Source organism: Lujinxingia vulgaris, assembly GCF_007997005.1.
Classification (GTDB): Bacteria; Myxococcota_A; Bradymonadia; order Bradymonadales; family Bradymonadaceae; genus Lujinxingia.
Genome location: NZ_VOSL01000031.1, coordinates 13,097 through 26,867, shown reverse-complemented (window position 1 = coordinate 26,867; position 13,771 = coordinate 13,097). Strand labels below are relative to the sequence as shown.

The 13,771-nt window shown below is 63.8% G+C and carries 8 protein-coding genes; 5 read left to right on the top strand and 3 right to left on the bottom strand.

Features of this window, described 5'->3' with window-relative positions:
* Window positions 1-1,145: 1,145 nt before the first annotated feature.
* The gene (locus tag FRC96_RS06740) at window positions 1,146-3,302 is read left to right on the top strand and encodes a sulfatase (protein WP_230469953.1); all 2,157 of its coding nucleotides are present in this window, start codon (window positions 1,146-1,148) and stop codon (window positions 3,300-3,302) included.
* 510 nt (window positions 3,303-3,812) lie between these two features.
* Entirely contained in the window at window positions 3,813-4,490 is a 678-nt protein-coding gene (locus FRC96_RS06735; protein ID WP_146973740.1) for a DUF2293 domain-containing protein, read from the top strand.
* Between the two features lie 362 nt (window positions 4,491-4,852).
* Here FRC96_RS06735 and FRC96_RS06730 read toward each other — a convergent pair whose 3' ends face one another.
* Window positions 4,853-5,770: a transposase gene (locus tag FRC96_RS06730; RefSeq protein ID WP_146973739.1), complete on the bottom strand. Its 918-nt coding sequence runs from the start codon at window positions 5,768-5,770 to the stop codon at window positions 4,853-4,855.
* 1,053 nt (window positions 5,771-6,823) lie between these two features.
* Between FRC96_RS06730 and FRC96_RS06725 the strand changes: the two genes are divergently transcribed.
* A complete protein-coding gene (locus FRC96_RS06725; protein ID WP_146973738.1) occupies window positions 6,824-7,783 on the top strand; it encodes a hypothetical protein in 960 nt (319 codons plus the stop codon).
* A 288-nt stretch (window positions 7,784-8,071) separates the two neighbouring features.
* Here the strand turns inward: FRC96_RS06725 and FRC96_RS22630 are convergent, their stop codons facing one another.
* Window positions 8,072-8,719, bottom strand: a complete 648-nt coding sequence (locus FRC96_RS22630; protein ID WP_283808891.1) for a TetR/AcrR family transcriptional regulator — start codon at window positions 8,717-8,719, stop codon at window positions 8,072-8,074.
* Window positions 8,720-8,813: 94 nt separating this feature from the next.
* On the opposite strand from FRC96_RS22630, the gene FRC96_RS06715 reads away from it, so the two are divergent.
* Together FRC96_RS06715 and FRC96_RS06710 are read left to right on the top strand one after the other, a co-directional pair.
* Window positions 8,814-9,965, top strand: coding sequence for an FAD-dependent monooxygenase (locus FRC96_RS06715; RefSeq protein ID WP_230469952.1), 1,152 nt, complete (start codon window positions 8,814-8,816; stop codon window positions 9,963-9,965).
* A 535-nt stretch (window positions 9,966-10,500) separates the two neighbouring features.
* Window positions 10,501-11,751: a tetratricopeptide repeat protein gene (locus tag FRC96_RS06710; RefSeq protein ID WP_146973736.1), complete on the top strand. Its 1,251-nt coding sequence runs from the start codon at window positions 10,501-10,503 to the stop codon at window positions 11,749-11,751.
* 170 nt (window positions 11,752-11,921) lie between these two features.
* Here the strand turns inward: FRC96_RS06710 and FRC96_RS06705 are convergent, their stop codons facing one another.
* Entirely contained in the window at window positions 11,922-13,556 is a 1,635-nt protein-coding gene (locus FRC96_RS06705; protein ID WP_146973735.1) for a protein adenylyltransferase SelO, read from the bottom strand.
* Window positions 13,557-13,771: the final 215 nt, after the last annotated feature.

Genomic DNA, 13,771 nt, shown 5'->3' with positions numbered 1-13,771 from the left:
TCGCATCCCCGCATCCACGCATCGCCATCGCCGGGCGCTTGATCTGCCGATCGCGTCTCCCCTGGCCGCCCCCGCTTCCCGCGCGGCGCTGCAGTGGACCACGGATGCACCGCGCCCCGCCCTCACCGGAAGGTCAGTGCTCCATTCGCCCCGCGAGCCGCTTCGTCTGGCGCGCCACCGAGGCTCCACGCGCGGTGGTCGGCCGCATAAACATTGAACTTCGTCTACCTCTCGATCCGGTGATGATCTCGCTCATCATCTTGTGATCCCCCGCATCGTCATTGACCTTCGTCTATCTCTCGGTCGGTTTCATACCGCCTGAAATCGCCGCGTAGATTCACCCGCGCCCCCCCCGAACTTCATTCGCCTCTCGGTCCGTGCGTGCTCTCGCCCATCACCTTGCGATCCCCCGCATCACCATTGACCGTCGTCTATCTCTCGGTCGCTTTCATACCGCCCGAAATCGCCGCATAAACTCACCCGAACACCCTCGAACGTCGTCCGCCTCTCGGCCCGTCGATGCTCTCGCTCATCATCTTGCGATCCCCCGCATCGTCATTGACCTTCGTCTATCTCTCGGTCGGTTTCATACCGCCTGAAATCGCCGCATAAACTCACCCGAACACCCCCGAACGTCGTCCCCCTCTCGGTCCGTTGATGCTCTCGCTCATCATCTTGCGATCCCCCGCATCGTCATTGACCTTCGTCTATCTCTCGGTCGGCTTCATACCGCCCGAAAACGCTGTGAAATTTCACCCGCACACCCCCGAACCCGCAGGCGCTCAGGGCGGCGATGGCAAGGAGCGAGGACGAAGCCGTAGCAACGCTACTGCGAGGACGAGGCGACACAGCCAGCGGCGTTCTGAGGGCGTGCGGCAAGCAACGCTACTGCGAGGACGAGGCGACACTGCCAGCGGCGTTCTGCGTGCGTGCGGCAGGCAGCGCTACTGCGAGGAGGAGGCAACACTGCCAGCGGCGTTCTGCGTGCGTGCGGCAGGCAGCGCTACTGCGAGGACGAAGCGACACCGCCAGCGGCGTTCTGAGTGCGTGCGGCACACTTCAATCGAAGGGTGAAGCGCGCTATGGATAATATCCGTGACGCCGCGCCGCGGTATCTCCCTGGCTCTCCTTCAACGCACCGATCGATGTCCCCTTCCCCTCCCACGTTCTGGCGAGATCTGACCCTCTGGAGCATCGGCGCCCTGACCGCCGGCGCTCTCGGCGCGACCCTGGACGCGGCGCTCACCCTCATCAGCGCGTCCGCCCCATCAATGAGCGCGGCGCTGTTGACCTTTATCTCGGCCACCGCCCTCTGGAGCATCGGCGCCGGGCTGTGGGCACCGCTCTCCGCCGCAACGCTCTGGGCCGCCACAGGTCGCCCTACCGCCACGGGGCTCCTGGAGCGTGCGAGTCGCCTGATGGGGCGCCTCTGGCGCGAGCGCGCCACGGCCGCTGATCACCGACGCGCCGCCACGCTGCTGAGCACACTTGTGGCGCTGCCTCTCTTTGCGGCGTCCTCCGTCGGCATCAACGCCACCCTCATCGAACACCGAAACGGCCCGCTGCTCATCGCCACAGCCTCCCTGGTCGCGCAGCTCCTGGTTGCGGCCGGGCTGGGCGTGGGAGCGGCCGCGCTGCGACGCCTCCTCCTCGCGACGCTCACGCGCTGGCCCGCAGCCGGCCGCCTCGTCAACACCGCCTACATCAGTATCGCCACCCTCCTCGCCGGGCTGGGCGTGGCCCTGGCGGCCTCCTGGAGCCTGCGCCACACGCTGATGGCCATCGAAGGCCCCACCATCGCCCTGATCGGCCTGAGCCTGCTCCTTCATCCGCTGATCGCCTTCGCATTGCGTCGACGCTCGCCAGGCCGGCTTGCGGGCGCCCTGGCCCTGGCTGCGCCCCTTATCGCGCTGCCCGTCGCCGGGCTCGCCAGCCAGCACCCGGAGACGCGGCGCATGCTCGTCTTTCACGCCGAGACCTCGCGCTTTGCCCTCGACCTCTCCCAGCGCTACCTGATGCTCGACCGCCTCTTTCTGGGAGGTGACTGCCCGGTGCCCGGCCTGCTCACCCAAGAGGAGTTGCGCGCGCACATCGAGACCTGCCTCGACCCTGAGTTCGACCGTCCCACCTCCCGCGAGGTCGTCCCCGAGGTGGAGCCCCCCCAACTTCCGCAACGCCCCTCCTTCGTGCTCATCACCTGGGACTCGGTGCGCGCCGAGCGCCTGGGATTTCTCGGTGGCGAGCGCCCCACCTCACCCAACCTCGATGCGTTTGCGAACAAGAGCGCGGTCTTTACCCGTGCGTTTAGCCAGGACTCCGGCACCGGCCCGAGTTTCTGGTCCCTTTACAGCGGGAAGACCCCCTTTCAGGTCGACCTCTCCGAGGCGCATCGCTTCCCCCCGCTCATCGCCCCTTCCGAGCCACTGCTCACCGAGGTGCTCGTCGACGAAGGCTACAACGCCGAGGCGATCCTCTGCGCCACGGTCTTCGACAGCCCTCGCTGGACGATCCGCCGCGGCTTTGAGCGCTTCGATAACGTCTGCGGCAAGCGCAAACATCGCCTGGCCCCCCACGTCACCCGCGAAGGAAAGAAGGCGCTGCGACGCCTCGCCGGTCAGGAGGATCCCTTCTTTATCTGGCTGCACTACTACGACCCGCACACCCCCTACTTCGACCACCCCGATGTGGATTGGGGCGAGGAGCCCGTGGACCATTACGATGAGGAGCTTCGCTACACCGACGCGCAGATGGCCCCGATCCTCGACCTCATCCAGGAGCTTGGTCAGAAGCGTCCGATCTACACCTTCTTCGGCGCCGACCACGGCGAAGCGTTCGGCGAGCACGGCCCCGATCCTCATGCCCGAAACCTCTACCGGGCGGTCACCCAGGTCCCCCTGCTGATGCACGGCCCCCACATCGAGCCCGCCCGCTACCAGGAGCCGGTTGCTCTCAACGACCTCTACCCCACGATGCTCGACCTGGCCGAGATCCCCATCCCCGAGGGTCGTACCATGGTCAGTCAGCTCCCCACCCTGGTCGGCGCGCCTCCCGACGACCAGCGTATGGTCTTCCAGGAGAACTCCTACTCGCGCCCCCGTCGCCACACTCGAGCGGTGATCCGGGGCGACTACCAGTTCATCATGGACCTGACCGGCCGCACCGAGGAGCTCTACAACCTCAAAGACGACCCGATGGCCCGCCAGAACCTCATCGGCCTGGGGCTGATCGAAGAGCGCATCCTGCGCCAGGCCCTCACCCGTTTCCTGCTCACCTCCACCATTCCCGAAGGGCTCGAAGACTGACCTCATACAAACGGCCCATCCCCGCACCTCTGGCCGACTTCGTCCATCTCTCGGTCACGTTCACCTCATCCCCAACATCCGACCGAGAGGCGGACGTCCCCCTTTATTTACGCGGCATTTCGCCACATCCACCTTCGAGGCTGCCCGCCTGATAACCGCACGGAGCAGAATGCTCCGCACAAACAGGTAACCACACGGAGCTGAATGCTCCGCACAAACAGGCGCCTCCTCGCTCAGTTCCACGAACATCCTTCACACACCCGACCGAGAGACGGACATCGCCTCCGATCTACGCGGCGATCCGGACCTCATAGTTCCCACCAATTCTCGAACCCACGCCGTCTGAGAGGCAAAGAGCGCCCGGGTATTGCCAGAACCTACGACGCAGCGCCCTGCCACAATTCGTCCGCTACATTCCGCCCGAGAGACGAACATCACCCTTTGTTTCTGCGACGATTCGACGTTATACCCCAGTTGACCGCATTCGTCTTCCCTCGCCCATCTGCTGCCATGACCGAACAAAATCGAATTGTCTCACCGACCTTCCCCTACGACATGGTCCGCCTTGAAGACGGCACCAAAACTCGCCCCCCCGAGGGCTGGGCGCTACTAAAGCCGGGCGACGCCACCCTCACGCGCCGTGTCAAAGCCGCCGGCCCCTCCTGGACCGTCCAGGAGAAAAAAGGACGCAAGACCTTCTCCCACGGTGTCTGGGCACCGGCCGAGATCATTGAACGCGAGACGAAGCGCCGCGAGGCCGAGCAGGCCTCCCCTGCCTACCAGCGCCGCCTGGCCGCCGACCGCGCACGTCGCGCCAAAAAACACGAAGAATACGCCGAGGATTTTGAGGCCGCGGTCTTCGACTTCCTCGACTTCCACAGCCGCTACCGCGACCTCGCAAAGACGATGGCGGCCGCTATCGCAGCTCACGCCACCCCGGTGGGAAGCGGCACCGTCGCCCGCACCAGACGCATCCCCATTGAGGAGCGCGCGTCCGCAGCAACCATCGCCTGGATGCGTCACCAGACCACCGCCTACGACGACATGAAGATCGCTCGCGTTAAAGGAAAACGTCGCGAGGTACGCCGGGAGCTCGCTCAACGCTCCAAAGCCCTGCTCAACACCTACCGCAAGGGACTCGATACCCCGGAGAACTGCCCTCTAAAGCGGGCCCTCGCCAGTATCTGAGCGGCTTTCAACCGACCGAGAGGCGGACATACATCTGACCGAAAGGCAGACGAAAACCACTGTTTACGGGCGATTCAGCCATCCTCCCCTTCCCATCCTCCACCCTGACCTGGACCCATCTCAACGATTCGAGGCGCCTTCGTCGCAGGTCCTCGTCCAATCCCCGCCAGATTGTATCTATGGCCCGCCATTCACGGCCCTGCACGCTCCCAGAGCCCCGTCACCAGGACCATGATTCCGCCTCATACCCGCAAAGCCCGGGGCATCGAGCAGAGCTCGACGCCACACGCAGTCCCCCGCGACGCAAAGCTCCCCCCGTCTATACAGCTCGCCACCCTGCACGGCTCCGCGACATCGCGCGGCTACATCGCTGAGATCCCCCCCACGTCAGGCGACTCTGCATCCGGGCATCGCTCCGTCGTTCGGACACACATCATCGAGGCCATCCCCGCCTCTGGCGCCTCGGGATCCCGGCACTTCACCGGCGAGTTGCGACGCAGCCAGACGGTGCCACAGGGAAACTCGACGCGCTTGTTGCCCTTCAGCCAGCGCTCTCGCTGACGATCATAGTCAGCAAGAAACCCCCGATACGTCGCAATCGCCGCCACCAGCAAGGCGGCGTTTCTGGAGGCAAAACGCGGCCGAACGCTCGAACGACGCGCGCGCGAACCGGGCCGGCTAAACGGATCGGTGGCCAGCACGCGCTTTACCCCCAGCACACGCCTCTTCTCGCGCCGCCGCTCCTCAATCAGCCTCGCTTCCCCCTCCTCAATCAGCTCCCAGAAGTAGGCCTGAAGCTCTTCCACCGACATATCCTCATAGCCCGGTGGTCGCCGGGGTGTGAACTCGACCTCATCCGGTGTTTTGGGACCAAAATAAACATTGGGCTTGGGAACTTTGATCGTTTTATCCCAGTCGTCTGGCAGAATCATATACCCGGGCCACTCCTTGACCCGACCCACCAGATCGGCCTGAGGCGGGTTAAGCCAGGTGTAGAGAAGTTTGCGCTCCTCGGCGTCCCGATCCAGGAGCACCGTCTCCGAGTACTCCTTGCCTTCCCAGAAGCTATCGGAGCGGTCCAGATCCCGATTCCGAGCCTTGGCGATATTGCTCATGGCATCGCGCATGAACTCACTACGGCGCGCCTTCACATCGGTGATGATGACGTGAATGTGGTTGGACATCACCACCAGCGCGTGAATCTCAATGCCATAGCTCTGCGCCGCCATCGCGAACGCGTACGCCACGATGGCGTCGATTGTGTCATCGGGACGCATCAAAAAGCATCGGCTATGACAACGACGGCTGATCGCAACGACCTGACCTGCAATATGGCGTCGAGGACGTGTCATGTGGGTGTCTCCAGGTGAAGGATGATGAGGCCTGCCTGAAGTTGTTATCGCGCGTTGAGCATTGATGTTGCCTGCCACGTGCATTTTGTTGCTTCGAGAAGGCACGAAAGTGGCGTCCGCCACCGGGAACTTCATCGACAGAAAAGTCGCGCTCAGGCCCGTACTGACTGCGCCTGGTCCATCTCTCGGTCAGTCCGCGAGACCACCTCTTGGTCGCTCAAAAACGGGCCAAAAACTCCGTCACCGGGTCAATCTGACGAACCATCGACAGCGCAAATATCGAAGCGCAAGTCGGTCCGACGACGACGTCGCTGATACGCCGAAGGTGAAAGATGACCTGCGGTCAGACCTGACGACATCCACATCTCGTTCTCTCGAGACACCAGGCCCCGTGGCTCCTCATAGCGACACCCCGATTTACGGATCCCCCGCACCAATACTCGGACTCGTCCATCTCTCGGTCGGTCACATTTTTCGTCCAGATTTACGGATCCACCGCATCAATACTCGACCTCGTCCATCTCTCGGTCGGTCACATTTTTCGTCCATCTCTCGATCGCTCACATGCGATCGGGCACGTTTCCCGATAACAGCCTGACCGAGAGATGGTCATCGCCCGACATCTCCATCATCGGAGTCGAGAGCTCCCCCGAAAACCTCATCGCGACACCGTGATTGTCGGATCCCCCGCATGAATACGCGACCTCGTCCATCTCTCGGTCGCCCTCGTCGACCCGTTCAAAAACACCGTCCCCCCCACCCTCCACCCCCAAAAATCCGGACGATGGCGCCTCGTCTTTGAATCTCTGCGCCCCCCTCATCGTACTTCGCCACGAGCCGGCCGGGGCGCACCCGGGAGCCCTGCCGACTCCGTACGACGCATTGCGAGATGAAGCTCAAACGAGCTTCACACGCCGACGTGCTCCTCGCACCACGATGAGCCATCGGCAGACCTCAAACACCGATGAATGGAGAGATTCAATGACCTGGATGAATGACCGCAAACGCACCACCACCCTGCTGGCCTTCGGACTCGCCGCCAGCCTGAGCCTGACCGCCTGCGGCGAAGACGACGACCCCGCCGACTCCAACGTCGACCCCGATCGTGGCAACAACACCAGCAGCACCTTCGATGTGGAGCTCAGCGGTGACGGAGCCTCCACAAACTACTCCGGCTCACTCGCCAACGACGAGACCTCCGAGGAGAGTTGGGGCGCTTCAATCGCCGGTGGCGTCATCACCATCTTGATGCAGGACGCCAGCGGCGTGGCCATCAGCGCAGTCATCGACACCGCGCAAAACACCTACGCCACCGGCGACTTCAGCGTGGCCGCGCCCCCCGAGGGAACCTTCGTCACCCTGCTCGACCCGCTGGCAGGCCAGGCCCTCAACAGCCACGGCCAGGGCACCATCAAGCTCACCAGCTGCCCCACCGCCATGGGCGACAAGGTCGTCGGCTCCTTCCAGAGCGTCTCGCTGGAAGATGAGAACGAAGGCCCCAACCGCACCCTCTCCGGCAACTTCGACGTGGCCGTCTACGCGATGAGCGGCACCCTCAACTGCCCGCCCGCCGACGACACCAACGACAACTCCGACGACGATCCCGACGATAACGACGACCAGCCCAACGCCTGCCAGGGCTACGAGTACTGCGAGAGCGGCGACGGCGTCTGCTGCCCCTCCGCCGAGTGCATGGCCACCTGCAGCTTCAACTGCGTGATGGAAGACGAAGAGTGCGCCGGTGGTCTCAACCCGGCCGCCTGCGACTCCTGCACCCTGGACTGCCTGGACAGCTGCGGAGTCGACCAGGCCTGCCGCGACGCCGCCGCAGCCCTGACCACCTGCGAAGAAGACGCCGGCTGCAGCGAACTTGAAGACGAAGACGCCGCGACAAGCTGCACCGAGTCCAATTGCTGCTCTGAGCTTCAGACCGCCTACTGAGTAAGCACCACCATGCGCTCGCGGGTTTACAGCGCGTGGTGCTCCGCTCGAAACACGCTTATAAAGAAGCCGACCCCGACCAGGGTCGGCTTTTTTGCTCACCGCCCTTCTCCCCGCGGAAAACTCGACGCTGTCCAACAGCCGATCACCCGCATAAACAAAGAACCTTGCGCGACCCCCGGTCGTTCACGTCATCTCACGCGTGCACGACCGGGAGTCGAACATCCCCCTTTATTCATGCGCCTCTGCGCCTGTTCACCACCCCACCCACACGCCCCTCTCACCTCCCTACTCCTGCAACATCACCGCCTCAAAGATCCGCAGCAGCAACTCCCCAAGCTCCGGCTGCTCCAGCATCTGCGGCGCATCGACCTTGATGGCATTAAGCGCCTGCTCCATGGCACTCATCGCCACAAACATCGCGCACTCCCGACGCCGCGCTGCCCCCTCCCCCTCCCGAAGCCTCGCCGGAAGCTCGTCGCGATGCGCCTCCACCAGCGCTCGAAAATACGCCCCCAGCCCCTCCCGCTCCCGCTGCACAAGCTCCCCGCGATGCACCTCATCGATCCGCGGAAGTATCACCCGGTGAAGCTCACCGCGGCGCCGGTTCTGCGCCACGAGACGCTCGCAGACCTGCGCCATAACTTCGCGCAGCGTCATCCCGCGACCGCCGGCAACCACTGCCCGCACAAGCTCCATATCCCGCGCAAGCTCCCGCTCCACGAGCGCCGCCAGCAACGCCTCCTTGTTGGGAAAATACTGGTAGAGCGACCCGATGCTCGTGCCCGCCACCTCCGCCACCCGATTGGTCGTCAGCGCCTCGATGCCATCTTCTTGCAGAATGCGAGCCGTCGCCTCGATCAGCGCCTCCACCAGCGCGCGTGAGCGCTCCTGAACAGGCTCCTTGCGCGGCTGCGTCTCATCATGCTCGACCATGCTCATCCTCCTTCAGAAATGCGAGTACCCACCCCACCACACCTCCCCGATAATCCCCACAGTAGCGAGGCGTCCACTTCTGCAGGAGAAAACCATGAAAGAAGTCGCCATCATCGGCGCCGGAATCGGCGGGCTCACCGCCGCCCACGCCCTATTAAAGGCCGGCATCAACGTGCGCGTCTTCGAGCGCGCCCCGCAACTTCGCGCCCTGGGCGCAGGCATCACCATGCAGGCCAACGCCATGGAGGCCCTGGCAAGCCTGGGGCTGGCCGAACGCGTGCACGACAAGGGCCACACCATCGATCGAGCGCAGATCACCACCTGGAAGGGCTCCCCCTTACAATCGCTCGACTTCGGCTCGCTCGGCCAGAAGATCGCCTGGCCCGGTGTGGCCATCCACCGCCGCGCTCTCATCCATGCCCTGGCCGAGGGGCTTCAAGACGTGCTCGTATTCAACGCCAGCGCAACGCACATCGAGCAGCGCGACGACGCCGTCCACATCACCTTTGAAGACGGCACTCAAACGTCTTTTACCGCCCTCATCGGCTGCGACGGCCTGCACTCGGTGGTGCGCCGCTCGCTTTTGGGCGACGAACCCCTGCGCTACGACGGCTACACCTCCTGGCGCGGCGTCGCCACAATGCCCTCCAAAGGCCTCGCCACCACCGAGATGTGGGGCGCCGGCAAACGCTTTGGCCTGGTGCCCATCGCCACCGACAAAGTGTACTGGTTCGCCGTGGCCGAAGCCCCCCAGAACTCCCCGGCCAAAGACCCCGCCCTTGAGCACCTCTTAGCCATGTTTGAAGGCTGGGCCGCTCCGGTCGAAGAGCTCCTGCACGCCACCTCCCCCGCCGACATCATCGCCACCGACTGTCTCGACCGCCCCCCGATCCCAACCTGGGGCCGAGGCCGCGTCACCCTCCTGGGCGACGCCGCCCACCCCATGATGTTTAATTTTGGTCAGGGCGGCTGCCAGGCCGTCGAGAGCGCCGTGGTGCTGGGCCGCGCCCTTCAAACTACCCCGAACATTGAGCAGGCCCTGCGCCTCTACGAGCGCCAGCGCATCGCGCGCGCCAACCTTTTTGTAAAACGCTCCTTTGACACCGGCCGCATCGCCCAGTGGAAGAACCCCCTGGCCAGGGGCATCCGCAACCTCGGCATGCGTCTCATTCCCACCGCGCTGGTGCAGCGCGCGCTCGTCGAGCAATACGGTTTCGAAGCCTGGTACCAATCGGTTAGCACATGACCATCACAACTGCGCTACCCCGGCGCTCTTCACATCGCGCAGGACCACGAAATCGCCCGCTCACCCGCATAAACACTCAACTTCGCGCGACCCTCGGTCATGCTAACCCCGGTCACAAAACACCCGAACACCCGCACCAACACTCAACTTTGCGCGACCCCCGGTCATGCACACGGTACGACCCTCGGTCATGCTAACCCCGGTCACAAAACACCCGAATACCCGCACCAGCACTCAACCTTGCGCGACCCCGGTCATGCACACGGTACGACCCCGGGTCATGCATACTCCGGGCGCACCATGCCCGAAAAACCGCTCCCACGTGCCACTTCGTACAACCCTCGCTCCGCATCAACGGCCCACATCAAAACCGCCCCACACCCGCATAAACACTCAACCTTGCACGACCCCCGGTCGGCCATACCCCCCGACTTTCATCCCCCTCGCCACCTGTGCCATACTTCCCCCACAACCTCTCCACCGTGTCCATGTGCGTGATCAGCCGCCCACCTCATCGCCTGAAAACGGACCTCACATGCCCCCCTACCTCCAGAAAAGTCTCCGGCTATTCGCCGCCTGCCTCACCCTCCTCCTGACCGCCTGCGCCGGTGCCCTCCCTGCCACCACCGAGCCGGCCACCCCCGTTGAGTCCCCCCACGAAGCCCCCATCGACGCCGCCGCCGAACTCAACGACATCCTGACCTTCCTCTACGACACCCACGGCAACGACCTGGAAGCTGTGAAAGCGCGGCTCAAGACCCTGGTCGAGCGCGCCCCCGCGTATGCACTCGTCCACTACAACCTCGGCCTCCTCGCCCACATCAGCGCCGAGCCTGACCAGGCCCGCAACCACTACACCCACGCCCTGGCGCTCGACCCGAAGCTCGCCGCCGCCCACATCAACCTGGGCATACTCACTGCCGATGCCAACAACGCCGGCCAGGCGCAACGCCACTTCGAGACAGCCCTTCAACGCTCCCCGGCCAACCCCATCGCACGGCAGAACCTCGCAGTGCTTCTCGCGTCCGAGGAACATGATTCCCCCCCGACATCGCCCGTTGAAGTTCAACTTGAGAAGGGTTTGGCTCAATGGGCCCATGACGACCGAGAAGCCGCGCTCTCCCGATTTCGCCATGCGCTTGAAGCCTACGAATCGCTCGAAGAGGACCAACAACACCTCCACCGCGAGCCCGCCGCCCACGCCGCCTTCATGCTGGCCGAAGACGCCCATGAACGCGCTATGGCGTTGAAGATGGATGCCACGGAAAGTGAGGCTCTGGCGAACCAGACACGCACAAAAATGCAGGCATTTGACGACGCCGATGACCTCTACAGGGCGGTCATCCGTCTCAGCCACCCGCATTGGGCAGTCGCTGCCCTGTATCGCATAGGAGAAGGCTACAGACACGCCGGCGAAGCTCTCCCACAAACGGCCACCCCGGCACGACTCACCGACAAACAGAAAGTAATTTATCGGCGCATCCTCGCGGATCGGGCCGACGCAATCATCGAACACGCGGTTCAGATGTTCACAACCGCGCTTCAGACCGCTCAGGACACGGGAATCCTCAGCGACTACACGTACAAAGCGGCCTTCGCTCTCCATGAACGCGATCCCACCAGCCGCGCTAAACCTCGAACATTGCCCTTCGTGGGCCAGCCCAGACCCGACGGCTTTGTGCTCCACGGGTTCCTCTCTTCCCCCAACACCGCCCCCGGGGACGGCGAAGAGGAGCGCGAGGACATAGACAACGTGGAAGCGCAGATTCAACGGCTCCTCTCCTGACTCGTCAGGTATCTGAGAATCGCCCCTCTCCCGTACAAACACACGACCTCGTCCATCTCTCGGACGGAACGTCGGGACGGAGCTCGCGTTCAATACCCCACAAAAAAGCGGCCTCGTCGAAATGACGAGGCCGCTTTTTTTCAGTCGCCCCCTTCACGTTTTTCATCACCTCACGAACTACACGACAACATCGAACACCCAAACCTATCCCGCGCCCAGTCCGGACGCTTCTTCGCAAACCGCCCCCACTCCGACCGCGCCTCGTAGGGCGATCGAAGCACCTCCATCAGAGAATAGACCCCCGAGAAATCGCCCGCCTCCGCCTGGTCGATCGCCTCCTGGGCCAGATAGTTTCGCAGCACATACATCGGGTTGACCGCGTTCATCGCCTCTCGCCTCGCCACGTCGCCGGTGCCATCCTTCTGCACCCGCGCCACATACGCGCGCAGCCAGGCGTCGATCGCCTGCCAATCCTCATCACTATGGGAATCCGGCGAGTAGTACGCCTCGGTTAAGGGCGCCCGCAACGCCTCGGCGTCCACCGCGTCAGCCTCAATGCCTTCGCAGGCCACCTCGGCAAGTCCGCGATAAAAGAGGGTATAATCGGTCTCAACCCGCGTGAGCATCGCCATTAGCCCCTCGACCAGCGCCTCATCGTCGGAGCCCGCAAGCCTCGACAGCCCCAGCTTCTGAGCCATCATATCGAGCTGCAGCTCGCTGTAGACGGCGGGGAAATGGTCGAGCGCCTCCTGCAGGGGGCCTGCGTCCTCGACCAACGCCGCCACCGCGTTGGTGAGCTTATAAAGGTTCCAGTAGGCCACGTCAGGCTGGTAGCCATAGCGGTAGCGGCGCTGCCCCCGGTCGGTGGTGTTGGGCGTAAAGCCCGGATCAAAGTTATCGAGCCAGCCGTAGGGGCCGTAGTCGATCGTCAGCCCCAGGATCGACATATTGTCGGTGTTCATCACCCCGTGCACAAAGCCCACGCGCATCCAGCCCACCACCATGGCGGCGGTGCGCTCGGCAACCTCCCGAATCCACGCGACGATATGCGCATCCTGAACCGGCGTATCACTCACAGACGCCTCATCGCCCTCTTCGCCCTCGCCCAGAAGATGCGGAAAATAGTGGCAAATCGTGTGCTCCACGAGCCCCCGCAAGATCGCCACATCCTTGCGCGCGGCGTGAATCTCATAGCTGCCAAAACGCAAAAAACTCGGGGCCACCCGGCAGACCACCGCCCCGGGCTCCGGGGCCGGCCGACCATCATAGAGCTTGTCGCGCATCACCTGCTCACCCGTGAGCACAAGGCTCAGCGCGCGGGTGGTGGGCACGCCCAGATGAAACATCGCCTCGCTGCATAAAAACTCGCGGATCGACGATCGCAGCACCGCTCGCCCGTCGGCGGTGCGCGAGTAAGGCGTCATCCCCGCCCCCTTAAGCTGCAGCTCATGGCGTGCGCCAGTCTCCGGGTGAAGCGCCTCGCCAAGGGTGATCGCGCGCCCGTCGCCGAGCTGGCCGGCCCAGTTGCCGAACTGATGCCCGCCGTAGCATGCGGCATAAGGTCGCATGCCATCGAGCAGGGCGTTGCCGGCCATCACCTGTGCAAAACGCTCCGACTGCATAAAGTCCTCGTCAAACCCCACCAGCTCGGCGACCTCCGGCCACACCGCGATCACCTCGGGGTCGGCAACTTCGGTGGGCTCCACCGGCGAATAACACGCCCGCACCTGACGCGGACGCCGCTCCGTGAGCGCGTCGCCGGGAAGCTCGCGCATGAATCGATCGTCGAAGGTCACAGAAGCCATAGTCAGCTCTCAACGTGGGAAGTTTAGCGTCGGCCGGGCCCCTCGTGACATACGTGACATAAAAGGGTGACGGCCTCTCGCGGCTGCGTATCCCATCAACGCGCCGCACCGGGCAAGCCTTCCTCAGACAAGGCCGACTTGAAACACCCGGGCCGAAGATGATAACCGACCCCTTCGCTGCCCCCTCCGACCGCGCAACACCCTGACGCGCGGCG